The sequence below is a fragment of the Paractinoplanes atraurantiacus genome (genome assembly GCF_900215205.1).
Taxonomy (GTDB): domain Bacteria; phylum Actinomycetota; class Actinomycetes; order Mycobacteriales; family Micromonosporaceae; genus Actinoplanes; species Actinoplanes atraurantiacus.
Map to the genome: position 1 here is coordinate 134,321 of NZ_OBDY01000008.1, position 24,115 is coordinate 158,435.

At 71.8% G+C, this 24,115-nt stretch carries 18 protein-coding genes; 7 read left to right on the forward strand and 11 right to left on the reverse strand.

Annotated elements, in window-relative coordinates; translation table 11 throughout:
- The first annotated feature begins 30 nt into the window (after nucleotides 1–30).
- Nucleotides 31–852: an SDR family oxidoreductase gene (locus CRP55_RS20225; protein WP_097321672.1), complete on the forward strand. Its 822-nt coding sequence runs from the start codon at nucleotides 31–33 to the stop codon at nucleotides 850–852.
- On the opposite strand, the gene CRP55_RS20230 is transcribed toward CRP55_RS20225, so the two are convergent.
- A complete protein-coding gene (locus CRP55_RS20230) occupies nucleotides 843–3,617 on the reverse strand; it encodes a bifunctional diguanylate cyclase/phosphodiesterase (protein ID WP_143234758.1) in 2,775 nt (924 codons plus the stop codon). The two genes, CRP55_RS20225 and CRP55_RS20230, sit on opposite strands and share 10 nt — an antisense overlap.
- 51 nt (nucleotides 3,618–3,668) lie before the next feature.
- Here CRP55_RS20230 and manD point away from each other — a divergent pair, with 51 nt between their 5' ends.
- Nucleotides 3,669–4,877: a D-mannonate dehydratase ManD gene (manD, locus tag CRP55_RS20235; RefSeq protein ID WP_097321674.1), complete on the forward strand. Its 1,209-nt coding sequence runs from the start codon at nucleotides 3,669–3,671 to the stop codon at nucleotides 4,875–4,877.
- Here the strand turns inward: manD and CRP55_RS20240 are convergent.
- Together CRP55_RS20240 and asnB are read right to left on the reverse strand one after the other, a co-directional pair.
- Nucleotides 4,860–5,606 (reverse strand): universal stress protein, encoded by a 747-nt coding sequence (locus CRP55_RS20240; RefSeq protein WP_097321675.1) that lies wholly within the window; start codon nucleotides 5,604–5,606, stop codon nucleotides 4,860–4,862. The two genes, manD and CRP55_RS20240, sit on opposite strands and share 18 nt — an antisense overlap.
- 18 nt (nucleotides 5,607–5,624) lie before the next feature.
- Nucleotides 5,625–7,535: an asparagine synthase (glutamine-hydrolyzing) gene (gene asnB, locus CRP55_RS20245; protein WP_097321676.1), complete on the reverse strand. Its 1,911-nt coding sequence runs from the start codon at nucleotides 7,533–7,535 to the stop codon at nucleotides 5,625–5,627.
- Nucleotides 7,536–7,677: 142 nt separating this feature from the next.
- Between asnB and CRP55_RS20250 the strand changes: the two genes are divergently transcribed.
- On the forward strand, nucleotides 7,678–8,355 hold the full coding sequence (locus CRP55_RS20250) for a response regulator transcription factor (protein ID WP_097321677.1): 678 nt from the start codon (nucleotides 7,678–7,680) through the stop codon (nucleotides 8,353–8,355).
- Nucleotides 8,352–10,094 (forward strand): sensor histidine kinase, encoded by a 1,743-nt coding sequence (locus tag CRP55_RS20255; protein WP_097321678.1) that lies wholly within the window; start codon nucleotides 8,352–8,354, stop codon nucleotides 10,092–10,094. The genes CRP55_RS20250 and CRP55_RS20255 overlap by 4 nt, the downstream gene beginning before the upstream one ends.
- On the opposite strand, the gene CRP55_RS20260 is transcribed toward CRP55_RS20255, so the two are convergent.
- Nucleotides 10,066–11,931 carry a serine/threonine protein kinase gene (locus tag CRP55_RS20260; RefSeq protein ID WP_097321679.1) on the reverse strand — a complete coding sequence of 622 codons (1,866 nt, stop codon included), beginning with the start codon at nucleotides 11,929–11,931 and terminating at the stop codon, nucleotides 10,066–10,068. The two genes, CRP55_RS20255 and CRP55_RS20260, sit on opposite strands and share 29 nt — an antisense overlap.
- 109 nt (nucleotides 11,932–12,040) lie before the next feature.
- Here CRP55_RS20260 and CRP55_RS52200 point away from each other — a divergent pair, with 109 nt between their 5' ends.
- Entirely contained in the window at nucleotides 12,041–13,177 is a 1,137-nt protein-coding gene (locus tag CRP55_RS52200; RefSeq protein WP_143234760.1) for a hypothetical protein, read from the forward strand.
- On the opposite strand, the gene CRP55_RS20270 is transcribed toward CRP55_RS52200, so the two are convergent.
- Entirely contained in the window at nucleotides 13,174–14,010 is an 837-nt protein-coding gene (locus tag CRP55_RS20270; RefSeq protein WP_218854642.1) for a TIM barrel protein, read from the reverse strand. The two genes, CRP55_RS52200 and CRP55_RS20270, sit on opposite strands and share 4 nt — an antisense overlap.
- Nucleotides 14,007–14,996 (reverse strand): Gfo/Idh/MocA family oxidoreductase, encoded by a 990-nt coding sequence (locus CRP55_RS20275; RefSeq protein WP_097321681.1) that lies wholly within the window; start codon nucleotides 14,994–14,996, stop codon nucleotides 14,007–14,009. Before CRP55_RS20275 ends, CRP55_RS20270 begins: the two co-directional genes overlap by 4 nt.
- A 51-nt stretch (nucleotides 14,997–15,047) precedes the next feature.
- Here CRP55_RS20275 and CRP55_RS53115 point away from each other — a divergent pair, with 51 nt between their 5' ends.
- Complete coding sequence (locus tag CRP55_RS53115) at nucleotides 15,048–16,220, forward strand: LacI family DNA-binding transcriptional regulator (protein ID WP_179855260.1); 1,173 nt, start codon at nucleotides 15,048–15,050, stop codon at nucleotides 16,218–16,220.
- Between the two features lie 2 nt (nucleotides 16,221–16,222).
- On the opposite strand, the gene CRP55_RS20285 is transcribed toward CRP55_RS53115, so the two are convergent.
- The 4 genes from CRP55_RS20285 to CRP55_RS20300 form a co-directional block, all read right to left on the reverse strand.
- Nucleotides 16,223–16,924, reverse strand: coding sequence for a Clp protease N-terminal domain-containing protein (locus CRP55_RS20285; RefSeq protein ID WP_097321682.1), 702 nt, complete (start codon nucleotides 16,922–16,924; stop codon nucleotides 16,223–16,225).
- Nucleotides 16,925–16,972: 48 nt separating this feature from the next.
- Nucleotides 16,973–17,293 carry a hypothetical protein gene (locus CRP55_RS20290; RefSeq protein ID WP_097321683.1) on the reverse strand — a complete coding sequence of 107 codons (321 nt, stop codon included), beginning with the start codon at nucleotides 17,291–17,293 and terminating at the stop codon, nucleotides 16,973–16,975.
- Nucleotides 17,286–18,983 carry an AbeC-like domain-containing protein gene (locus tag CRP55_RS20295; protein WP_097321684.1) on the reverse strand — a complete coding sequence of 566 codons (1,698 nt, stop codon included), beginning with the start codon at nucleotides 18,981–18,983 and terminating at the stop codon, nucleotides 17,286–17,288. Before CRP55_RS20295 ends, CRP55_RS20290 begins: the two co-directional genes overlap by 8 nt.
- A gap of 73 nt (nucleotides 18,984–19,056) precedes the next feature.
- Nucleotides 19,057–20,850: an immune inhibitor A domain-containing protein gene (locus CRP55_RS20300; protein ID WP_179855261.1), complete on the reverse strand. Its 1,794-nt coding sequence runs from the start codon at nucleotides 20,848–20,850 to the stop codon at nucleotides 19,057–19,059.
- A gap of 144 nt (nucleotides 20,851–20,994) precedes the next feature.
- Here CRP55_RS20300 and CRP55_RS20305 point away from each other — a divergent pair, with 144 nt between their 5' ends.
- Nucleotides 20,995–22,914, forward strand: a complete 1,920-nt coding sequence (locus CRP55_RS20305) for a copper resistance CopC family protein (RefSeq protein WP_097321685.1) — start codon at nucleotides 20,995–20,997, stop codon at nucleotides 22,912–22,914.
- A 187-nt stretch (nucleotides 22,915–23,101) separates the two neighbouring features.
- Here CRP55_RS20305 and CRP55_RS20310 read toward each other — a convergent pair whose 3' ends face one another.
- Nucleotides 23,102–23,953 (reverse strand): NAD(P)H-binding protein, encoded by an 852-nt coding sequence (locus CRP55_RS20310; RefSeq protein WP_097321686.1) that lies wholly within the window; start codon nucleotides 23,951–23,953, stop codon nucleotides 23,102–23,104.
- Nucleotides 23,954–24,115 lie beyond the last annotated feature (162 nt).

Consider the following 24,115-nt stretch of genomic DNA (forward strand, 5'->3'; position numbering starts at 1 on the left):
GGGTCGACAACCGGTGGAAGGGACATACCGATGGCCAGGACCTGGTTCATTACTGGTAGCTCGCGAGGCTTCGGGCGGGAGTGGGCGACGGCGGCGCTGGAGCGGGGCGACCGGGTCGCCGCCACGGCCCGCAACGCCGACTCTTTGAAAGACCTTGTTCAGGTGTACGGGGACCGAGTGCTCCCGCTGACGTTGGACGTGACCGACCGTTCGGCCGTGCTGGCGGCCCTCGCCAGGGCCGACGAGCACTTCGGGCGGCTCGACGTGATCGTCAACAACGCGGGGTACGGGCAGTTCGGCATGATCGAGGAGATCAGCGAGCAGGAGGCCCGGGCCCAGTTCGAGACGAACGTGTTCGGGGCGCTGTGGGTGACCCAGGGGTCGCTGCCCTACCTGCGCAAGGCCGGCGGGGGCAACATCATCCAGGTGTCCTCGATCGGTGGCATCTCGGCGTTCGCCAACATCGGCATCTACAACGCGTCCAAGTGGGCGCTCGAGGGCTTCAGCCAGGCGCTGGCGCAGGAGGTCGCGCTCTTCGGGATCAAGGTGACGCTGGTGGAGCCGGGTGGATTCAGTACGGACTGGGGAGGCTCCTCCGCGCAGCATGCGACACAGCTGGACACGTACGAGAAAGTGCGTGCCCAAGCAGCCGAAGCCCGCAGCAAGCGCGTGGCCGAGCCGGGCGACCCGGCCGCGACCGGAGCGGTCATCTTGAAGATCGTCGACGCTGAGGAGCCGCCGCTGCGCGTGTTCTTCGGCAAGGCGCCGCTGGCCATCGCCACCGCCGACTACGAGTCGCGCCTGGCCGAGTGGCGCGAGGGGCAGGCTCTGGCCATCGAAGCTCAGGGCTGACGGGCGTCGTGGTGCTGTTCCAGGAAGGCCTCCAGGCGCTCGGCCGGCATGGGGCGGCCCAGCAGGCCGCCCTGGGCCAGGCGGCAGCCGGCCGTCTCGGCGATGTTCAGCTCGGCCAGGTCGGCGACGCCGTGGGCGATGACCTCCATGCCCAGGCGGTGGCCCACGGTGACGGCGACCTCCAGGACGGCCGGCTCGTCGAAGACCTCCTGGTCGATCTTCAGTAGGTCGACCGGGAGGATGCGCAGGCGGCTCAGCGAGGTCGGGCCGGTGCCGAAATCGCCGACCGCGGTCCGTACGCCCTCGGCCCGCAAGCGGCCCAGCGACGCCGCCACCTCGTCGACGCCGGGCTGGCGGACGTCGTCCTCGGAGACCTCGACGACCAGGGCCGCGGGCGGGAGGCCGTGCGTCTCCAGGGCCGTGTGCAGGCTCGCCTGGAAGGCCGGGTCGGCCAGCTGGCGCGGGCGCACGTCGACGGCCAGCCACAGGCCGGGGTGCAGGCGGCGCCAGCCGGCCAGCAGCCGGCACGACGTCCGCAGCACGTGGTCGCTGATCCGGGACAGGGCGCCCAGCTCCTCGGCCAGGGCCAGCAGCTCGCCGGCCGGCACCGGGCCGAGCACCGGGTGCCGCCACACCGGGAGCACCTCGACCCCGGCCGGGCGACGGCCGGGCAGGTCGACGACCACCTGGAAGTCGAGGTCGATGACGGCGCCGGGCAGGTCCTGCTCCAGCGTGGACCGGCGCAGCAGCCGGGTCTCCATCTCAGGCTCGTACCACTCGACGGCGCCGGGCGGCCCGGAGCGCACCGACCGCAGCGCCAGCTGGGACCGTCGCAGCACCTCGGCCGCGGGCTCGCCGGCGGCCATGTCGGCCAGCCCGGCCCACGCCGAGAGGTGGGCGACCGCGCCGGCCGCCGTGTACGGCGCCGACAGGGCGTTGACCAGCTGACCGGCGAGCAGCTGGGCCCGTACGGCCCCGCAATGCGTCAGCACCGCCAAGCGTGACTCGCCCACCCGGGCCGGCACGTCCGCCGCCGTGACACCACCCCGCAGCCGCCGCGCCGCCTCGACCAGCACCGACTCGGCGAGCTCGCGGCCGTGCACGTCGCCGACCGCGGTCAGCCCGCCCAGCTCGATGACGATCATCGCGGCCGCGTCCGGGATCAGCTCGGCCGCGCGCAGCAGGCCTTCGCCGTTGGCCAGGCCGGTGTGCCGGTCGAGATGCGTCTGCTGGCGCAGCGCCTGCTCCAGGTCGCGGGCCTGGCTGACGTCGCGGATGTGCACGACCAGGGTGCGCCCCGGCTCGGCCGGGTCGGCGCCGCTGATCGTCCACTCGGTCTCCCGCCACCGGCCGAAGCCGTCGCGCAGCCGCACCGCGAGAACTCCCACGGAGCCAAAAGCGCCGCCGGAGCCGGAGCCGGAGCCGGAGGTGGAGCCGGGGCCGGAGGTGGGGCTGGGGCCGGGGCCGGAGGTGGAGGTGGGGCTGGAGCCGGGGCCGGAGGTGGAGGTGGGGCTGGAGCCGGGGCCGGAGGTGGGGCTGGAGCCGGGGGCGGGGCTGGACCCGGAGGCGGGGCCGAGGTCGGTGGCGGCGCCGGGGTCGGCGAGGCGGGCGGTCAGGGTTGCGTGGACGTCGTCGACCTGGCCCGGGTCGACCAGCAGGGCCACGGAGCGCCCGAGCGGCAGCTCGAACTGGCGGAACGCGGCCGGCGACTGCCAGCGCACGGCCAGGTTGGCGTCGAGGACCATCGCCACGTCGGCGGCGCCGAACATCAGGCTGCGCAGCCGGTTGCCCTGGTCGGTGAGATGGCCGGCCTGCCGGCGCAGGGCGACCGCCGACACGAACTCGCGGGCCGCCACGGCCGCCACCCCGAGGGCGCCCAGCATGATCGCCGGCGCGTCGACGTCACCGCCATTGAGCAGGTGATAGACGGTGATCAGGGCCGATCCGAGGATCGGGACGGTGAGCAGCGGAAAGCTGGCCGACGGCTCGCTGCCGGGCGATGGCAGGGGCGCGAGGTCAGGACAGAGGCGCACCGACCCGTACCAGAGCAGGCCGCCCGCCACGTTGATCGCCACCGCGGCGACGACGGCCGCGATGGCCGCGTTCGGCACGTGCGGGTAGTCGAGGCCGATGACCAGCGCGGTCAGCCCGAGCAGCGACAGCGCCGCGGCCGGGCCGCACCATTGCAGCGCGGTCCGGTGCCGGATGGCGTGGACGCCCGCCACCCCGGCCGTGGTGGCCGCACCGCCGCCGAAGACGAGCGCGGTGATGGTCGCGCCGCGCTGCTCGCCGCCGTTGCTGAACAGCAGCAGCCAGGCCGAGAACAAAAGGCAGGCCCAGACCCCCAGGACATCCAGGGCCGTACGCAGCTGGGCCAGCCCCGAGCGGTGCTGCGGCGGCCGCAGGATCGCGGGCAGGTGGAGCGCGGCCACGAAGAAGAGGCTGACCAGCGGGATCTCGGCCGGCAGGGGAACACCGTCGACCAGCACCCCGGGCGCCACCTCGGCGGCGATGCCGCTGGCCGCGCCGGCCATCGCGGTGAGCCCGAGACCGCCGGCCAGGGCCAGAGCCCGGGCGCGCGGCCCGGCGGCCCGGCCGGACAGGGCGGCCCGCGCCATCACCACCGCGGTCACGGCCGAGGTGGCGGTCAGCAGACCGGCCACGCCGGCCGCCGAGAGGCCCGGGAACAGCACGAACGCGTGGATCAGCGCGACCGTCGCCAGCAGCGCGGGCACGATCAGCCGGAGAGGGGGTCCGCCTGCCATGATGCAGAACCAACGAGCGTTCGCCACGACGGTTACGGCCGGGGAGAGAAAATGGCAACTATCGATCGGGTCGAGGTGCTCGTGACCTCGCCGGGCCGCAACTTCGTGACGCTGCGGATCACCACCTCCGACGGTGTGACCGGCCTCGGCGACGCGACCCTGAACGGGCGCGAGCTGGCCGTCGCCTCCTATCTGCGCGACCATGTCGCCCCGCTGCTGGCCGGGCGCGATCCGGCCCGCGTCGAGGACACCTGGCAGTACCTCTACAAGGGCGCCTACTGGCGGCGCGGGCCGGTGACGATGACGGCGATCGCGGCGGTCGACGTCGCTCTCTGGGACATCAAGGGCAAGGTGGCCGGGCTGCCGGTCTACCAGCTGCTCGGCGGGCGGTCCCGCGACGGTGTGCTGGTCTACTGCCACGCGAGTGGGGTGGATGTGGCTGCGCTTGTCGACGACGTGGCCGCGTACCGGGAAAAAGGGTTTAAAGCGATCCGAGCGCAAGCGGCCGTGCCTGGCGTTAGTGGCACTTACGGAATTCGTAAGGGTGCCTACTATGAGCCCGCCGCGACGGCGTTGCCCGAGGAACAGCTGTGGAGCACCGAGGCCTATCTCGACTTCGCGCCGGCCTATCTGGCCAAGGTCCGGGAGAAGTTCGGCTTCGGCCTGCATCTGCTGCACGACGTGCACCACCGGCTCACCCCCATCGAGGCCGCGCGGTTCGGCAAGAGCGTCGAGGAGCTGCGGCTGTTCTGGATGGAGGACCCGACGCCGGCCGAGAACCAGGAGGCGTTCCGCCTGATCCGGCAGCACACGACGACGCCGATCGCGACCGGCGAGGTGCTCAACTCGATCTGGGACGTCAAGCAGCTCATCACCGAGCAGCTCATCGACTACGTCCGCACCACGACGGTGCACGCCGGCGGCATCACCCACCTGCGGCGCATCTTCGACCTGGCCGCGCTCTACCAGGTCCGCACGGGGTCGCACGGCGCCAGCGATCTCTCACCGGTGACGGTCGCGGCGGCCGTGGCCGTGGACATCAGCCAGCCCAACTTCGGCATTCAGGAGCACATGGGCCACACCATTGAGACGTACGAGGTCTTCCGCGGCACGCCGCAGGTCACCGACGGCCTGCTCCACCCGTCGGAGGAGCCCGGCCTGGGCATCGAATACGACGACGAGGTGGCGGCGAGATTCCCGTACCAGCCGCGATATCTGCCCGTCGCGCGCAACCTGGACGGCTCAGTCCACGACTGGTGAGTGGTGCACGACGGCCACCGTGCAGGCGCTGTGGCGCAGCAGGTGCTGGCTGACCGAGCCCAGGAGCAGGCCGCGGACCGGACCGCGGCCCCGGCTGCCGACCACGATCAGCTGGGCCGTGTGGCTGGCGGCGGTCAGAGCGTCGGTGGCGTGGCCGGTGACGGGCTCGACCGTCACGCCGAGGGTGGGGGTCACGTCCGAGCGGGGGCCGGTCAGCACGCGCAGCGGGGCGCCGCGGGCGGTGGCCTGCTCGGCGGCGAAGCGCAGCACCGGCTCCTGGGCGGCCGAGCCGTCGACGCCGGCCACCACGGGCGCCCCGGGGGTGGGCTGCCCGCGGACGACCACGACGGGGCAGTAGGCGTGGGCGCTGACCGTCGTGCTGACCGTGCCGAGCAGGTTGGCCACGGCGCTGTGGCCCCGGCTGCCGAAGACGATCATCGCGGCCTCCGTGGACGCGTCGAGGAGGGCCTGCACGGGCGGCGAGTGCACCGCCCGGGCCTCGACCCGCACGTGGGGATGCGTCCGGCGGGCGTCCTCGACCACCTCGTCGAGCGCCGTCAGGACGGTCTGCTCCCATTCGCCGCCGGGCAGGATCTCGCCGGCGTTCGACGGGATCCAGCTGGGCACCTCGTGGGCGTACAAGAGGGTGACCCAGGACCCGGCGCCGAGCGCCCACGCGACCGCGGCCCGGGCGTCAGGGGAGTGGTCGTAGCCGACGACGATCGTCACACTTTTCGACCATACCGGTCATACCTGCGCCACGAGGGCCGGAGCCAGAGCCGTGGTCGACGGGCGGATCGTGCCGTCGACGAAGATCGCGTACCAGAGGCAGAACATGGCCACGGTCCAGACCTTGCGGGAGTTGTCGGCGTGCCCGGCCCGGTGCTCGGCCAGCAGGCGGCGCGCGTAGTCGAGGTCGAGCAGGTGACGGGCGCCCGAGCCGGCCAGCAGGCCGTCCACCCAGTCGCCGATCGCGCCCTTGAGCCACAGCCGGGTCGGGGTGGGGAAGCCCAGCTTGCGGCGGTCGCGCACCGACTCGGGGACGATGCCGCGCATCGCCTCGCGGAACGCGTACTTGGTGGCCTGGCTGTGCGGGGGCAGCTTCAGGTCGGTCGGCAGGCCGGCCGCGGCCGCGTACACCGCCTGGTCGAGGAAGGGGACGCGCAGCTCCAGCGAATGGGCCATCGACATGCGGTCGGCCTTGGTGAGGATGTCGCCCGGCAGCCAGGTGTGCAGGTCGACGTACTGCATGGAGGCTACGTCGTCGACGTCGGCCGTCTCGGCGTACAGGCGCGAAGTGATTGCCGTGTGTGGTTCGGCGGTGAAGCGCATGAGCTCGGCCTTCTCCGCGGCCGAGAAGATGCGGGCGTTGCCGTAGTAGCGCTCCTCGATCGGCGTGGTGCCGCGCTCGAGGAAGCTGCGGCCGCGCATGCCCTCGGGCATCGCGTGGGACAGGCCGCGCAGGCCCCGCTTGAGGCCGGCCGGCAGCCGCTCGACGTTCGACAGCGACGACGGCTCGCGATAGATGGTGTAGCCGCCGAACAGCTCGTCCGAGCCCTCGCCGGAGAGCACCACGGTGACGTAGCGCGAGGCGGTCTGGGCCAGGAAGTAGAGCGGGATCAGCGACGGGTCGGCCACCGGGTCGTCCAGCAGATAGACGATGCGCGGCAGCTCGCGGATCACGTCGTCCTCGGTGACCAGGGTCGGTGTCAGCTTCACGCCGAGCTGGTTCGCGGTGTCCTGTGCGATGTCGATCTCGGAGTAACCGTCGGTGCCGAAACCGGCCGTGAAGACGTGCAGGTCGGGTTTGACCTCGCGGGCCAGCGCCACGATGGCCGACGAGTCGACGCCGCTGGACAGGAACGCGCCGACCGGCACCTCGGCGTGCAGGTGCTTGTGCACGCTGTCGCGCAGGGCGTCGCGGATGCCCTGCTGGGCCTCGTCGGCCTTCATGGCCAGCGGGCGCAGCGACGGGCGGAAATAGCGCTCCATGCGGATGCCGCCGCCGGCCGTCCAGGTCATCCGGTGGCCCGGGGGCAGCCGCTTCACCTGACGGTGCAGGGTCAGCGGGTCCGGAACGTACTGGAACGTCAGATAATGCGCGAGGGCGTCGGTGTCGAGGCCCGAGCGGGAGCTGCCGCTGAACGACAGCAGCGCCTTGCGCTCGCTGGCCAGGAACAGCCCGTCGACGGTCTCGAGGATGTAGAGCGGCTTGATGCCGAACGGGTCGCGGGCCGCGTGCAGGGTGCCGGTCCACCGGTCGTACGCCACGAAAGCGAACATCCCGCGCAGCCGCGGGAGAGCCGCCGGGCCCCAGAAGTGGAAGGCGGCCGCCAGCACCTCGCTGTCACCCTCGGTAGCGAAGGTGGCGGCGTGGTCGCGGATCAGCTCCTCGCGCAGCTCCCGGTAGTTGTAGATCTCGCCGTTGAACACGACGGTCCACCGGTCGCGGTAGTGCACGGGCTGCTGAGCCTCGGCCCGGTCGATGATCGCGAGCCGCTTGAAACCGAACGCGGCCCCGTCGGCGAACTCCACCTGGGTGTCGTCCGGGCCGCGGTGGTGCATCGACTCGAGAGCGCCGGCGAACGCGGCGGCGGACGCCTCATCCGGCGTTCCGGCGGCCGGGCGGCTGCTCACGAAGACGCTGAGCCCACACATACGTACCTCCCCAGGTTTTGGTTCCGGGGAAACGTAGGTCGCATCCTGTGAAGAACTTGTGGCCTCATCGCAATCGGCCCGGACCTTCACAGGAACCCAACATTCGGTGGTCGAAGTTGCGAAGCTCGGTCAGAATCGCCGCGTGACCGCACGTATCCTGATAGCCGACGACGACCCGAAGCATGCCCAGCTCATCCGCCTCTACCTCGAGCGCGAGGGGCATCAGGTCATCACTGTCGGTGACGGCCGTTCGGCCCTCGACGTGGCCCGCGCCCGCAAGCCCGACCTGCTCGTGCTCGACGTGATGATGCCGCTGGTCGACGGTCTGGACGTCTGCCGCATCCTGCGGGCCGAGTCGGACGTGGCGATCCTGCTGGTCACCGCCCGCTCCTCGGAGAACGACATGCTCCTCGGGCTCGACATCGGCGCCGACGACTACATGGCCAAACCGGTCAGCCCGCGCGAGCTGACGGCCCGGGTGCGTGCGTTGCTGCGGCGGGCCGGCAGTTCCGAAGGGGGGCCGCTGCGCGTGGGCGACCTGGAAATCGACGCCGGGCGATACGAGGTGCGCGTGCGCGGCGAGGAGGTCACCCTCACCGCCAAGGAGTTCGCGATCCTGGAGCTGCTGGCCAAGGAACCGGGCCGGGTCTTCACCCGCGGCCAGATCATCGACAAGGCGTTCGGCTTCGAGCACGACGTCTCCGAGCGCACCGTCGACGCCCACGTGGTCAACCTGCGCCGCAAGGTCGAGAAGAACCCGGCCGAGCCGGAATACGTGCAGACGGTGTACGGGCGCGGATACCGGATGGCCGAGCATTGAGCTTCCGGGTCCGCATCTTCCTGCTGGTCATCCTGGTGGCGCTCAGCGCCATCGGCGCGACCGCGTGGCTGACCCTCAACCTCACCCAGCGGGAGGTGTCCGGCGCCCTGGAGGCGCAGAGCCGGCACCGGGCCGAGATCGTCCAGGCGGTCCAGCGCTACGGGCTGCGGCACGGCAACTGGCCCGGCGTGAACAAGCTGGTCACCGAGCTGTCCGACCGCACGCACCTGCACATTCAGCTCCAGACCAAAGAGGGCCAGGTGCTGGTCGACTCGGACACCGAGGCCCAGCGACCGGTCGGCGCGGTGCAGGCCGTCGGCTACGCCATCGACCCGATGCCCAGCCTGTACGACGAGGAGCCGTCGGCGTTCCCCGCGCCCGCGGCCTACCTCGCCGGCGCACCGACCCCGCGCGACCTCTACGGGCCCACTCCCGTCGACGCTCTGTACGGAAGCCCGGCCGCGCTCGCCGTGCGGCAGGCCGCCCAGTACCGGACGGGCCTGGTGCTGGTCCGCTGCCTGAACAAGACCCTCGGCGCGCCGGCCGCGCTGGGCAGCGACCGCGCGCCGTACGTGACCGCCCAGCAGCGGGCCGCCTCGCCCGCGTGCCTTCAACAGGCCACGGCCAAGGTGCTGGGAGACAAGGCCTGGTTCCAGAGCTACTGGGACTACCTCGAAAACTGCACCGGCTCGCCCCGGCGGCTCGTCGGTGACCCGCTCGGAAGCAAATGCATCGAGGGCGCGTACGCCGACACGGTCGTCACCAGCGCCGCCGTCCCGCTCCAGCTTTACCTGGGATCGCGCGGCACGGTCGACATCGCCGACTTCGGCCGCCCGGCCATCGTCGGCGTGGCCGGCCTCGTCATCGTGGCCATCCTCGGCACGTTCCTCATCGCCCGGCAGGTCAGCCGGCCCGTACGCCGGCTCACCGGCGCGTCCCAGATGCTCGCGGCGGGCATGCTCGACGTGCGGGTGCGCGTCAAGGGCGAGAGCGAACTGGCCCGGCTGGCCGCCTCGTTCAACACCATGGCCGGCGCGCTCGAACAGAGCGAGGAACGCCAGCGGCGGCTCATCGCCGACGTCGCCCACGAGATGCGGACGCCGCTGTCGAACCTGCGCGGCTATCTGGAGGCGCTCTCCGACGGGGTGGTCGACCCGAGCCCGGAGCTGTTCGCCTCACTGCACGAGGAGACCCTCCTGCAGGGGCGCATCCTCGACGACCTCCAGGTGCTGGCGCTGGCCGAGGCGGGCGACCTCGGATATACGAAGACGCCGGCCGACCTGACCGAGCTGGCCGCGACCGGTGTGACGGCCCAGCAGGCCCGGGCGGCCGAGGCGGGCGTGACGCTGACGCTGGAGCCGTCCCCGCCGGTGTGGGTGGAGGCCGACCAGGACCGGCTGCGGCAGGTGCTGGGCAACCTGCTGAGCAATGCGATCCGCTACACCGATAAAGACGGGCAGGTTGTCGTACGGGTCCACGAGGAGCGCGGCGAGGCGATCCTGACCGTGCGGGACACCGGGGTGGGCATCGCGGCCGGCGACCTGCCGCACGTCTTCGAACGCTTCTGGCGGGCCGACAAGGCCCGGCAGCGCGCCACCGGCGGCACCGGGCTGGGCCTGACCATCGCCCAGCGCATCGTCACCGACCATCAGGGAAGCATCGAGGTGACGAGCCAGCCACACCTCGGCACGACCTTCACGGTGCGGCTGCCTACGTCGGTCCCCGATCGACGAAGCTGAACGGGACGCTGGCCGGGAAGTCGCCGGCCAGCTCGACGTAGAGGCGGGCGTCGTCCTCACTCCACTGCACGATGCCGTACGGCTCACTGACCAGCGAATAGGTGGGGCGGTTCTTGTCGTCGAGCTCGCTGGTGGCGGAGAGGCCGAACAAGGTCTTGTCGGAGACGGCGCAGTCGGTGGGCACCAGCTCCGACGACGCTCTGGTCTCGGAGGGCTTGATGCCGAGGCAACGGCGCTCATCGGAGAGGGTGGGCACGGCGGAGGCGATCTGATACTGCTCGCCGTGCGGGATGAGGATGAAGACCGACTCCGGTGTGGTGCCGCCGCCGGCCCTGGCCGGGGCGTTCTGCGGCAGGTAGAGGTCTTTGTCGACATTGGCCAGATGCAGCAGGGTGCGCCGCTTGCCGGCCAGGATGCCGGGCAGACCGGTCGCGGCCGGCGCCGGGGCGGGGGAGACCGAGGCCGACGGCGGCGGCGGTGAGGTGGCGGCGTCGCTGTGGCGGTTGCGCAGCACGAACCCGGCCCCGCCGGCCGCGACCGCCACGGCCACGACGGTGGCGGCGATGGCCCACGCCCGCCCACGCCGGGGGTGGGGCGAGTAGTCCGGAGGAACCGGAGCGGGTTGGGGTGGAGCGGAGGGCCCATCCAAGGCTGCACCCGAGCCCCAGGCGGGCGCGGCGGAGCCCCAGGCGGGTGGCGCGGGGGCCGCGGCAGACGGCCCAGAGCTCGCGGCTAGTGGCCCGGCCGGCGGTCCGGAGCTTGCGGCTAGGGGCCCGGCCGGCGGTCCGGAGCCTGCGGATAGCGGCCCGGAGTTCGGGGCGGGTGCGCCGGCGCTCGTGGCTCGCGGGTCGGAGGTTGCGGCGGGCGACCCGGAGCTTGCGGCTAGTCGCCCGGAGCTCCCGGCCGGCGGTCCGGAGCTTGCGGCTAGCGGGCCGGAGTTCGTGGCTCGCGGGCCGGAGCTTGCGGCCGGCGGCTCGGAGGTCGGGACGGGCGGCGGGACGGTGGGGGCCGCGGAGGCGCGGGCCGCGGCCGGGTTGCCCAGCAGCGCGTCGAGCAGCTCGCGGGCCGTCGGGCGGGCGGCCGGGTTCTTGGCCAGGGTGCTTTCGACGATGGCGCGCAGCGGGCCGTCGAGGCCGGTCAGGTTGGGCGGCTGGGTCATGATGCGCATGGCGGTCGCGGTGGGGGAGTCGCCACCGAACGGGGTGCGGCCCGTGGCGGCGAAGGCGACCACCGCGCCCCAGGCGAAGATGTCGGCCGGGAAGCCGGCCGAGTCGGAGTCGAACCGTTCCGGCGCCATGTAGGCGATCGTGCCGACCATGTTCCCGGTGCCGGTGTGGCGGCTGGTCACCTCGGTCGGCCGGGCGATGCCGAAGTCGATCACCTTGACGCCGCCCATGGCGAGCAGCACGTTCGCCGGCTTGAGGTCGCGGTGGATGACACCGGCGCCGTGAATGCCGGACAGCGCGGTGGCGATGCCGACGGCGACGCTGTGCAGCGCGGCCCCGCCCAGCGGCCCCTTCTCCTTGACCACGGCGTCGAGGCTCGGCCCGTCGACGAACTCGACCACCAGATAGGGCGGGTCGTGGTCGGGGTCGGCGTCGAGCACCTCGGCCGTCGAGAACGGCGGCACCTGCCGCGCCCGGTTGACCTCGCTGCGGAACCGGCGCAGGAACTCGGGGTCGGCCCCGAACTCACGGCGGACGACCTTGACCGCGACGGGCCGCCCGGCCGGGGTGCGCCCGTGGAAGACGGTGCCCATGCCGCCCTCGCCGAGACGGCCGTCCAGCTCGTATCGGCCCAGCCGGGGCGGGTCGTCGGGACGCAGCGGCCGGTTCACGGACCGAACATTACCGCCAGCTGTCGACAGCTCGTCCGCCCCCGTTGGTCATCACGTGTCGCTCCTACGGGCACACACGAGGTGACCTTCCATCGATAAGGTGGCCCGCATGGTGTGTCCGACCTGCGGGCTGAACAACGACCCCAGCGCCGCGGCCTGCGCCCGGTGCAACACCGCGCTGGTCGCGGCCCCCGCGTGGCCGCCATCCGGCCACACCCCCGCGGCCCCGCCGTCATCCCCCGCCCCTGGCTACACCCCGACGGCCCCGACCCCGGGTTACACCCCGACCACCCCGCCCCCGGGTCACACCCCGACGGCCCCGCCGGGATACCCCGCGCCCGGCTATGCGGGGTCGTCCCCGCCCGGCTATCCGGCGCAGCCCGGATACGGCGAGCCCGGCCCTGGATATCTCGCGCCCGGCTTCGGCTCGCCCGGTCAGCCCGTGCCGGGTCAGCCTGTATCCGGTCAGCCCGTGCCAGGTCAGCCCGTGGCCGGTGAGCCCGTGCCCGGCTATCCCGCGCCGGGATACCCCGCGCCTGGTTATCCCGCGCCCGGCTATCCCGCGCCCCCGTCGGCACCGCCCGCCTACGGCAGGCCGCCGCGCAACTGGCTCCCCTTGGTGGCCGGCATTTCGGTCATCGTGTTGCTCGCGCTGGTCGCCGGGCTGGTCGTCTACCGCAACGGCCAGGACGATCCCGTGGCCGGCCCGGCCCCGGCCACCCAGCCGACGACCGCCCCGGCCACCACCACCGGAACGACAGACTCGGCCACGACACCGCCCACCACCACTGGCGGCGACCCTCTGCCGCAGGCGCGGGTGGTCGACGACGTGCTGGTGCGCAGCAAGGCCAGCCGCGACAAGCTGAACAGCGCCATCGACCGCGTGGGCCGCTGCACCGGCGTGAGCGGCGCCCTGTCCGACATGCGCCGGGTCGGCGACGAGCGCCGCGCCCAGATCGAAGAGGTCCAGGGCGCCGACCTGTCCGCGGTGACCAACGGCGAGTCGATCCGCTCCACCTTGGTCACGGCCTTGCAGCACTCTTTGGACGCCGACGCCGCCTTCGTGGAGTGGGCCGAAGCCGCCGTCAACGGTGGCTGCGCCGACACCGCCAGTCGCAAGGCCGCCTACGACCGGGGCCTGGCCGAGTCCGAACAGGCCGGCACCTCGAAGGTCGCCTTCCTGGCCGTCTGGAACCCGGTCGCCGGCCAGCTGGGCCTGCCCACCCGCACCCGCCAGGGCATCTAGCCGAAGGCCCGCCGGAAGCGGTCGAGCGCGGTCTCCGGGTCGCCGGAGGCCCATCCTTCGAACGCGACCACGCCGTCGTAGCCGAGCCGCCGGAGCGCGGCCGCGACCGCCGGGTAGTGGATCTCCCCGGTGCCCGGCTCGCACCGCCCGGGCACGTCCGCGACCTGGATCTCGCCCACGACCGGCAGCGCCCGTTCGACCAGTTCGACGAGGTTTCCCTCACCGATCTGCGCGTGGTAGAGGTCGAGATTGAGCCGCAGATGCGGACTGCCGACGGCCTCGACCAGTGCCAGAGTGTCGGCCGCCCGTGCGAACGGCGTACCCGGATGGTCGACCGCGGTGTTCAGATTCTCCAGAGTGAAGACCCGCCCGGCCCGTTCCCCCATCTCGGCCAGCCGGCCGAGGGTCCGAGCGGCGGTGAGCCACATCCGCGGCGTGACGACGGCGGTGGGCACCACGGGAAGCCCTCGATCGTCCAGCCCGGTCCCATGAAGGTTGAGCCGCGCGCAGCCGAGCCGCTCGGCCACGGCGAGAGCTTGCCGCGCCGTCCGCACCAGCTCCTCGGCCCCGCCGGCGTCGTCCAGCGTGCCGCCGAGATACCCGGTCATGGAGGAGATCGTGGCACCCGTCTTCACCAGCGCGTCGATGTCCTTGCCGGGCCAGCCCCACATCTCGGCTTCGAAGCCGAGCGCGGCGATGCGCTCGACCCGCTCGGCGAACGGCCGGTCGATGAACACCATCTCAGCGCAGACAGCCAGCCGAAATCCACCCATAACGTCCTCCGCCGGCTTGGTCGCGAAGGGGTGGGAGCCGGTCGGGACAGGGATGGTCATGGCGTTATCCGTACGGGGTGGCCGGTGCGCGCGGACTCGGCGGCGGCCACGGCTATGGCCAGGGCGGCGCGGGCGTCGTCACCGGTTACCGGGGGCGGGGTGCCGGTGCGGATGGCGTCGGTGAAGGCGGCCAACTCCGCGATATAGGCGTTGCCGAACAGTTCCTGGTCGCTGTGCATGGTGGCCACCGTGCGGCCGGACGGGCCGGAGAAGGTCATGGCGGTACGCCGGGCGTCGCCCATGGTGGCGGCGCCGGCTGAGCCGAAGACCTCGGCGCGGACGTCGTGGCCGTACGACGTGGCGAAGCAGGCCTCGGCGAATCCGGTGGTGCCGTTGTCGAAGCGGACCAGGACGGCGGCCGTGTCGCGCAGGCCGCGCTCGCGCCAGGCCGGCTCGACGAGGGCGTCGGCGGTCGCGTAGACCTCGACGGCGTGCGCGCCGGGGTTGAGGAAGCGCAGCACGTCGAAATCGTGGATCAGGGTCTCGAAGAAGATGGTGTCCGGCGGCACGCGGGCGGGGTCGAAGCCGCCGGGATCGCGGGTCAGCGAGCGTAGCAGCCGCGGCGTCCCGATCTGTCCACCGTCGAGCAGCGCCCGGGCCGCGGCCCAGTCGGGCGCGAACCTTCGCTGGAAACCGACCTGGAACACCACACCGGCGTCGCGCGTGGCGGCGATGGCACGGTCGGCGTCGGCCAGGGTCAGCGCCGTCGGCTTCTCGCAGAACACGTGTTTGCCGGCCCGAGCCGCTGCCACGATCAGGTCGGAGTGGAGCCGCGCGGGGGCGGCGATCACCACGGCGTCGATCTCCGGGTCGTCCCACACCTGGGCGGCGTCGGTGTAGAACCGGTCCGCGTCGAGCTCCTTCCCGCCGCCCACCGGATCGGCTACGGCGGCCAGCCGGGCGCCGGGCAGGCGGTGGCTCAGAGTCTCGCCATGGAACAGGCCCATCCGGCCCGCTCCGATCAGTGCGAATCTGGAACGTTCCATACACGCACGGTACGACTGGTGACTGGAACGTTCCAGTCCTACGATGTGCACATGGCGAACGCGGAAGCCCGGCCCACCCTGTCCGACGTGGCCGCTCGCGCCGGGGTGTCGAAGTCGCTGGTGTCGCTCGTGATGCGCGGCGAGCCGGGTGCGGGCGCCGAGACGCGCCGGCGGGTTCTGGACGCGGCCGGTGAGCTCGGATATCACCCGGACAGCCGGGCGCGGTTGCTGCGCAGCGGCCGCAGTCGCCTGCTGGGCGTCGTGTTCGGCATTCAGCATGCCTTCCACGTCGACCTGGTCACCGGGCTGTACACCGCGGCCCGCGCCGCCGGTTACGAGCTGGCCCTCAGCGCCGTCACCCCCGAGCGTGACGAGGCCGAGGCCACCGCGAGCCTGCTCCAGGACCGGTGCGAGGCTCTGATCATGTGCGGGCCGCAGACGTCGGCCGCCCGTCTCACCCGGCTGGCGACCCGCCTGCCGGTCGTTGTCCTGGCCCGCGACGCCCGCAATGCCGACGTGGTCCGCACCGCCGACGCCGAGGGCCTGCGCCAGGCCGTCGAGCACTTGGCCGGCCTCGGTCACCGCCGGATCGCCCACATCGACGGCGGCCGCGCCCCCGGCTCCGCCGACCGCCGCCGCGGCTACCGGGCGGCGATGGAGGCCCACGGCTTGGCCGCCCACATCCGCATAGTCCCTGGGGGCCTGACCGAAGAGGAGGGCGCCACCGCAGCCCGCCGGCTGTTGACCGAGAAGAGCGACGCCACGCCCGGCCGGCCGCTGGGCGAGAAGAGCGACGCCACGCCCGGCCGGCCGCTGGGCGAGAAGAGCGACGCCACGCCCGGCCGGCCGCTGGGCGAGAAGAGCGACGCCGGAGAGGGCGTCGCCGAAGGGCGTTCGGGCGGCGGTCGGGAGGACCACGACGGCGGGGCGCCGACCGCGATCACGGTCTTCAACGATCGGTGCGCGACCGGCGTACTCGATGTGCTGCTTCGTGCCGGGGTGCGGGTGCCGGAGGAGATCAGCGTCGTCGGCTTCGACGACAGCCATCTCGCCCGGCTCGCCCACGTCAACCTGACCACTATCGCTCAGGACGTCCCCGCCATGACCAGGCTGGCCGTCGCCCGGGCGGTCGAGCGCATCGACGGCGCCGAGGTCAGCCATCGCGGCATCGTGGTGCCGCCCCACCTCGTCGTCCGGGGAACCACCGGTCCGGCGAGGACGTGAACTCAGGCTTCCGGTGTGGCCAGGGCGGCGCTGATGGCTGTCTCGGCGGTGGGCTTGTCCACGCCCAGGCCGGCCAGGACACCTGTGCCGTCTTCCAGTTCCAGCACGGCCAGCAGGATGTGTTCGGTTCCTACGTGACTGTGGTTCATGCGCAGGGCCTCCCGGAACGTCAGCTCCAGGGCCTTCTTGGCGTGAGCGTCGAACGGGATCATGGCGGGCACCGGCTCGGCCGCGGCGGGCAGGGTCTTGGTGGCGACCTCGCGCACCGTGTCCAGGGAGACGCCCTGGGAGACGATCGCCCGGGCGCCCAGGGCCGACGGGTCGGCGACCAGGCCGAGCAGCAGGTGGGCGACGCTGATCTGGTTGTTGGAGCGGTTGCGGGCCTCCTCCTGTGCCGTCACGACCACCTTGCGGGCGCGGTCGGTGAAACGGCTGAAGCCCTGGCTGGCGTCGAGGGCGGGGGCGTCGGACTTGGGGACGAAGCGTTTCTGGGCGGCCTGCTTGGTGACGCCCATGCTCTGGCCGATCTCGGTCCACGACGCGCCGGAGCGGCGGGCCTGGTCGACGAAGTGGCCGATCAGGTGGTCGGCGATGTCGCCCAGGCGGTCGGCGGCCAGGACCGCGTCGGAGAGCTGCTCGAGGGCGGTGGTGTTGTTGCTCTTGATGGTCTCGATCAAGTCGTCGAGCCGCACGGAATCCGTCATGCGTCAACCATAGGTTGACGGCCTCGGATCGTCAACTACGGGTTGACGCTAAAACGGCCACTGGGAAGCGACGATCGCGCCGATCGCGGCGGCGGCCTCCACCACCGTGCGTGTGCTGGTGGCGCTCTCGGCGAGCGCTCGGAGCCTGGTCTGGATGCGGGTGCGGGCCTCCGGCGTACCCTCCTGAAGGTCGCTTTCGATGGCCTGGACGTCGAGGGGGTGTTGCTCCCGGATGACGTCGAGCTGGGAGCGGACCTCCTCGGCGGGCGCGGCGTAGTAGTTGTTCTGGACGTTCGTGTTCTGGCCGCCGATGTTCTGCTGTCCGCCGTGGACGTTCATGGTGCCGATCTTGATTTCCGGCTCAGGCACGGGATCCTCCGGGCATGTTGTGCTGGGTGAAGGTGTTGCGGCCGCCGAAACTCTGCTGGCCGCCGTAGAAGGTGGCGTTGTCGATGGAGACCGACGCCACCGCGGCGCGGAACTCGGCCGTGTCGACGCCCTGCTCGGCCAGGTAGTCGAGGACCGTCTCGTTGACCACCCGGTCGAGCAGCTTCACGTATTTCTCGGCGTCGAGCACCTGCATGAACTTCACGGTCGGGCGCTGTGAGGCCAGCTCGCGAACGCTGAAGTGGGCGCCGTAGTCGTAGAAGCGGAAGTCGTCGGCGCTGCGGCCGGAACGGGCCATCCGGCTCGGCAGCCGGACCGTGTCCCAGCCGAGCCGGGCCAGGTGGACCGGGCCGAGGATGTTGTCGCGCAGGAAGTTGCGCAGCGTGTCGGACAGCGCGTGGGTGGGCACGCGCTCCGGGCGTACGTTGTCGACGAATTGATAGAGGGGTTTCACCTGCGGCATGACCGTGCACACGAACTCGGTGTAGAGCATGCCGCCCTCGGCGGCCAGGTGGATGAACGCGGTGACGCCGATCCCCGAATCCTGCGCGGGGAGCACGAGCCGGCCGTCGGGGGTGCGGATCTCCTTGCCGCTGGCCGGGATCACCGCCCGCAGGTAGTGCCGCAGGCCGCCCTGCGGACTGCCCATGATGGCCTGGATGGTCTCGGCCGAGGCCATCGTGCGCGGGGTGCGGGTCTGCGGGTCGATCAGCGGGTCGTCGCCTCGGCGGTTGCCGTCGGCGGCCACATAGGGCACCACGTAGATGTTCGGGATGCGCTCGCCCTCACGCAGTTTCTGGTCGCGCAGACCGATGACCGCGTCGTGCACCCGCTGGTTGAGCGCGACCGTGTCGACGGCGATGCGTTCCTCGCCGGACGCGGGGCGCAGCGTGATGGCGAACGACCAGCTGTGCTCGATGAAACCGGCGCCCGCGTACGGATCGGTGTCCTGCACGCAGATGTTGCCGCGCTGCATCGCCGCGACCACACCGAGCCGCCACTCGACGCGCGCGTTGAACCCGCGCGGCACGACCGGCGGGATGCCCGGCGCCAGCTCGGTGGTGAGGATGTCGTACGCCTGCCGCCGCGACAGGAACAAGGTCACGAACATGCCGATCGCGAGCACGATCGGCACCCCCACGAAGAACGCACCCACGCTGCCGGAGAAGGGCGAGGAGTACGAGTACGAGTACGAGGAGTAGGAGGGGCCGAGGTCGGCCAGGAAGCTGGCCGCGACGACCTGGAGCAGCAGGTAGCCGAGGAAGCAGAAGATGAGCCCGGCGAGCACGGCCAGGCCGGCGATCCGGACCCCGCGCGGCAGCTCCTTGTAGGCCGAGGAGCGCAGGAACACGATGACCGCGCACAGCCCGAGCCAGCCGACGGTCGCGACGCTGGCGGCGCACAGGCCGATCACCAGCAGCCCGGTGACGATCGCGTAGCGGATCAGCAGCAGGCGACGGGCGCGGAGACAATGCCGTACGACCGGATCGAGATCGAAGCCGTACGACGGCGGCACCGCCTTGCGTTCCGCCTCGACGACCTCGCGGATCACGTCGTTGGCGAAGTCGGGATCCAGATAGGGCGCCCCGCACAGTTGCCGGGTCGCGTCGTTCAGCGTGGTGCCCGGCACATAGGACGGCATGCTCAGCAAAGGCGGCTGCGGTTCCCCCATGGCGGGCAACCTATCGGCGATCGTCAGTGCCGCGCCACCCCCTTTCGGGCGGTGGCGCGGCCTGGTCCGACGGTTACTTCTTGGGCGGTGTCACCTTGAGGACCATCAGCGGGAGCGGGCCCGTGATCTGGGTCTTCACCTCGAGCTTCACGCCCGCGCCGGCGACCTTCACCGAGCCCTGCGGGTTGGTGCTGTCGTAGTAGCGCAGCGGGTCGGAGTCGTCGAAGACCGGGATGGCCTTTTGACGCGGCACCGAAGCCGCGGCGCCGTTGCGGTGGAACGTGACCGGGTCGGTCGACTGGAGGCCGAAGGTCGCGTCGAACGGCTGGCGGCGGTTGCCCAGCAGCACGCCGTCCGGGAAGACGACCGGCTTCGGCCGGGCGTCGACCGGGAGGCTCAGGCCCACGCCCGGGTGACGGCTCGTGTTGTTGTTGCCGGCGGCCGGGTTGACATACCAGACCAGAAGCCCGTCCTGGTACGGGAAGCGCTCGGCCCAGTCGGGCTTGGTGTCGGCCCAGCCCCAGTTGTACGGGCCCAGCTTCAGGGTCTCGTCATAGCCGGTGTACGTGCGGTACTCGGCGGCGTAGTAGGAGCCGTCGGCCAACGGGACCACCACGGCCTGCGGCAGCTTGCTCTCGCCGTTCGCCGCCGTACCCAAGGTGATGTATTGGCTCTTGCCGGGCTTGACCGTCACGAAGTTGGACCAGCCGAGGAAGATCTTCTCCCAGGCGCCCATGTAGCCGGGCGTCGAGCCGATCGTCGGGGCGCCGCGGCCGAGCCACGAGCCGGCCGACATCAGCGTCCAGAAGCCGGTGCCATTGTCGCCGCCGGCGGTGTCGTAGAGGTCGGGCAGGCCCAGGTCGTGGCCGTACTCGTGGGCGAAGACGCCGAGGCCGCCGTTCTCCGGCTCGGTCGTGTAGTCACCGATCCAGATGCCGGTGTCGCCGATCTGCACGCCGCCGGCCAGGTTGCCGGCCGGTCCCGCGGTGCCGGCCAGGTCGGAGAAGGCGTACCAGCGGTGCGACCAGATCGCGTCCTCGCCCTGGGCGCCGCCGCCGGCCTCCTCGCCCTCACCGGCGTGGATGGCCTGGAAGTGGTCGACGTAGCCGTCCGGCTCGTTGAAGTCGCCGTCGTCGTCGTAGTCGTCACGGTCCCAGACGTCGAAGGTCTTCAGGTACGCGGCGACCTCGGCCGGGGTCTTGCCGGCCGCGATCTGGCTCTCGTACCAGGCGGTCGCGCTGTCCTTGATGTAGTTCCAGTAGCCGTCGTCCTCGGCGATCTCGTTGCTGCCGTAGCGGGCCTCGTTGTAGGGCAGCTTCACCCAGTCGGAGACGTCGCCGCCGACCGTGTACCGGCCGCCCGACTGCTTGTAGTAGAAGTTCGCCATCGACTCCTTGTTCTTGGCGAACAGCAGCTGCTTGTAGTGCGCCGCGTTGAAGTCGGCCTGCCAGATCGTCGTGTTGTCGACGGCCCGGTTGGGCTGCGGGATCTGGTTGTGCACGGGGCCGGCCGTGCCGCCGGTGGCCGGCAGGGTGGCGTCGCCGAACTCGGTCAGGAAGGTGAGGACCGGGTCGGTCTTCGTCTCCTTCTTGCGGTATTCGACGTACTTGCCCTTGCCGAGCTTGACGACCTCGGAGCCGTTCTTCTTCTCGGTGGTCACCTGGCCGGCGATGAGCTTGCGTACGGCCTCGGTGCGCTCCGCCTCCCGCTGGTCGGCCAGCGGGTGCGGGAGGTTGTCCTCGCCGAGCGACGCGGTGGGTTCCCGGTCGGCCCGGTCGGGCCCGGCGGCGGGCGCCGCTCCGGCCGGCGTGGCGATGAGGGTCGCCACCACCGCGCCGGCCAGCGCGACGCTGAATGTCTTCCTCAAGAGGGTCACTCCTTCAAGAAAGCTATGTCCGTGGAGCCATAGAATCTTAGATATTTCTATGTAGCAATGGGACCTAGCTTTTTTCAGAGAAGTAAAAAGTTCTCGATGTCTTGACTAAAGCTTCCTGGCTCCGAGGATGGGAGGATGAAGCCGCTCCGCCGGGGTCTGCTCGCGCTCGCCGCCGTCGCCGTCGTCGTGTTCGGACTGCCGCCCTCACCGGCCGCGGCCCACGGGACGCTCGGCATGTCCGTGCCCGCCCAAGGGGCGACGGTCAGTGCTCCGCTGGGCAGCGTGGAGCTGTTCTTCACCGAGAAGGTGCCGGACAACGCCTATTTCGCGATCAGCGCACCGGGCGGCGGCCGGGTCGACAACGGCTGGGAGCACGCGGCGCCGCGAGCCCTCGACAAGCCGGTCACCGAGTACTTCATGGTCGACGGCAAGTTCGAGCCCCGCCAGTACACGACCGGCTACCCGGCGCGGGTCCGCGTGGCCCACCTGCCGGCCACCGGCGAATACCGGGTGGACTATCAGTCAAAGGCTTCGGACGGGGATCCCGTACGGGGTTCAGTGACGTTCAAGTACACCGGACCGGCGACCGCCGCGCCCGTCGGGTGGACGCCGCCGACCGGTCAGCCTGATGCCACGCTCGGCTTGTCCGGGGATCAGGGCGAGGTGCCGGTCTCGGCTCCCGCCTCCGCGGCCGCTCCGATCGCGGCCCCGCCCGCCGACGAGCGCGGCAACGGGCTTTTCATCTGGCTGGCCGCCGCGGTGGCGGTGGCCGCCGCGGCCGGCTTCCTGCTCTGGCGCCGGGTGCCCGCCCTGAGCCGCGGCCGTTCCGCGAGCCGAAACCAGCCGAAGGGCCGAGCCCCGGCCCGCGACTGGCCGAAGAGCCGCGCTTCCGGCGCGAGCCGGTCGAAGGGTGCGACCTCAGCTCGAGGCCGGTCGAAAGGCGCGGCTACCGGCGGGGGTCAGTCGAAGGTGGTTTCCAGCGGGGGCCAGGTGAAGGGTGGAGCTTCCAGCGGGGGCCAGGTGAAGGGTGGAGCTTCCAGCGGGGGCCAGGTGAAGGGTGGAGCCTCAGAGGGGAGCCGGCCGGAGGGTGACGCTTCGGGCCGCGGCCGGCCGGACGGCAGGGGACCGGAGGGCAGGGCGGACGACGGCGAGCGTGAGCCGGGTGGCGGCGACGGGCGGCGGTCGATTCCGGTGGGCCCGCTCGCGGTCGGTGCGGTCGTGGTGGCGCTGATCGGAGGCTACGCGCTGGGGCGGTCGACCGCGGTGCCGGAAGCCCCGGCCTCGCCGCCGGCGCCCGCGGCGGCTGCGGCGGTGGCCACGGGGCATCAGCACAGCGGTGGGGCGGCCACTCTCGAGGCGTCCGGGACGGCGATCAGCTCGGGCGGCTACACCCTCCAGCCGGTTCATCGCTCGCAGGCGGCGAAGGCCACCACCACCTACACGTTCCGGATCCTGGGCGCCGACAAGAAGCCGGCCACCCGCTACGCCGTGGTGCACGACAAGCCCTTGCATCTGGTCGTGATCGGGCGTGACCTGGCCAACTTCCAGCATCTGCATCCCACGATGGCGCCCGACGGCCTGTGGTCCGTGCCGCTGGCCCTGGCCAAGCCCGGCGCCTACCGCATCTTCGCCGACTTCACCGTCGAGAACCCGGCCGGCGCCAAGGTCCCGCTCGTCCTCGGCGCCGACCACCACGTGCCCGGCGACGGCCCGCAGACCGACCTGCCGCCCGCCGCCACCACCGCGCAGGCCGGGCCGTTCAGCGTCACCATGGAGGGCTCGCCGAAGCCCGGCGCGACCGTTCCGGTCCTGTTCCGCGTCACCCGGGGTGGCGCACCGGTGAGCTTGGAGCGCTACCTGGGCTCGTACGGCCACCTCGTCATCCTCCGCGAGGGCGACCTGGGCTACGTCCATGTCCACCCCGACGCCGACCTCGCCGACGGCGCCGTCAAGGTGGCCGTCTCGATCCCGGCCGCCGCCCGCTACCGCGCCTTCCTCGAATTCCAGGTCGACGGCAAGATCCAGCGCGCCGAGTTCACCCTCGACCTCGACTGAGCGCCTGTCTCCCTACTCCAAACAGACGAGAACCGGTTCCACACTCGCAGGATGAGCGGCGCACGAGGGCTGCGGTGGCATCGGCGGGCACGTCGCTCAGCGTCGGGTCGCCGACGGCGAGACCGTCCTGGACCGCCAGCGAAACTGTCCGCCCGCCCCGGGTCTTCTCGACCGCGACCCGATGCGGTCAGGTGGTGGTCAAGGCGGCGCGATGGTCGCGGGCCCACTGTTCGAGGGTGCGGCCCGGCCGCCCGGTGAGGTCGTGGACGCCGGGCCGGACCCGGTCGGGCTCGGTCACCGTGTCCGACCAGTAGTTGAGCAGCATGGCGATGATGCCCTCGGGAATGAACTGCGCGACGTCCGCACGGAATTCGTCCGGGCTGATCTCCACGAGCGGGATGTCGCGGCCGATGCCGGCCCCGAGCGCGGCGACCTGGTCGATGCGGGTGAGCGACTGCGGGCCGGTCAGCGGATAGATCCGGCCCTGGTGCCCGTCATTCAGCAGTGCGGCGGCGGCAGCGTCGGCGATGTCGGCCTCGTGAATCGGCGCCTGCGCGGAGTGGATGAACGGCGCCCGGATCGGCATCCCGGCCTTGATGGCCCACGCCCATGAGAGCAAGTTGTTGGCGAACGTCCCCGGCCGCAGGATGGTCCAGGCGCCGGTTCGCGACGTCACCGCCCGTTCCACCGCCAGATGGTGGGTGTGGCTGGCCGAGCCGATGTCGCGCGCGAACTCGCCGGCGGCGGCGAGCGACGACAGCACCACGAACCTGCGTACTCCGCCGGTCACCGCGGCGGCGACGAGATCGTCGACGCCGTGATCGATCGGGAAGACGAACATCCGGTCGACCCCGTCGAACAGATCCGCGGTCAACGCCGAGGACGCGGTCAGGTCGGCGCCGACCACCTCGACGCCTTTCGGGAGCCCGGCCTCCCGCGGTTGACGACTCACCGCGCGTACCTGCTCCCCGGCGCTCGCCAGGGCACTGGTCAGGTTGCGCCCGACCGCTCCGGTGGCGCCCGTTACCAGAATCGTCATCAGCGATCCGAATCTCTTCGTAGTCCCCGAGCGGAGTGCCCGGCTCGGAGTCGACGCTACGAATCAATCAGGTCAGCTCACGGCCGCAATCATTCAGATCCGCGTGAGCGGGCTCTGGGGACCGGCGGCGCCACCGCGCGGTCGAGATCCGCGGAGACAGGT

Excerpts from the sequence above, each read along its gene's own strand:
- CRP55_RS20305 (WP_097321685.1), top strand. The coding sequence starts at position 20,995 with ATGAAGCCGCTCCGCCGGGGTCTGCTCGCGCTCGCCGCCGTCGCCGTC.
- CRP55_RS20230 (WP_143234758.1), bottom strand. The coding sequence starts at position 3,617 with ATGGCAGGCGGACCCCCTCTCCGGCTGATCGTGCCCGCGCTGCTGGCG.
- CRP55_RS52200 (WP_143234760.1), top strand. The coding sequence starts at position 12,041 with ATGGTGTGTCCGACCTGCGGGCTGAACAACGACCCCAGCGCCGCGGCC.
- CRP55_RS20225 (WP_097321672.1), top strand. The coding sequence starts at position 31 with ATGGCCAGGACCTGGTTCATTACTGGTAGCTCGCGAGGCTTCGGGCGG.
- asnB (WP_097321676.1), bottom strand. The coding sequence starts at position 7,535 with ATGTGTGGGCTCAGCGTCTTCGTGAGCAGCCGCCCGGCCGCCGGAACG.
- CRP55_RS20295 (WP_097321684.1), bottom strand. The coding sequence starts at position 18,983 with ATGGGGGAACCGCAGCCGCCTTTGCTGAGCATGCCGTCCTATGTGCCG.
- CRP55_RS20310 (WP_097321686.1), bottom strand. The coding sequence starts at position 23,953 with ATGACGATTCTGGTAACGGGCGCCACCGGAGCGGTCGGGCGCAACCTG.
- manD (WP_097321674.1), top strand. The coding sequence starts at position 3,669 with ATGGCAACTATCGATCGGGTCGAGGTGCTCGTGACCTCGCCGGGCCGC.
- CRP55_RS53115 (WP_179855260.1), top strand. The coding sequence starts at position 15,048 with ATGGCGAACGCGGAAGCCCGGCCCACCCTGTCCGACGTGGCCGCTCGC.
- CRP55_RS20275 (WP_097321681.1), bottom strand. The coding sequence starts at position 14,996 with ATGGAACGTTCCAGATTCGCACTGATCGGAGCGGGCCGGATGGGCCTG.
- CRP55_RS20285 (WP_097321682.1), bottom strand. The coding sequence starts at position 16,924 with ATGACGGATTCCGTGCGGCTCGACGACTTGATCGAGACCATCAAGAGC.
- CRP55_RS20270 (WP_218854642.1), bottom strand. The coding sequence starts at position 14,010 with ATGACCATCCCTGTCCCGACCGGCTCCCACCCCTTCGCGACCAAGCCG.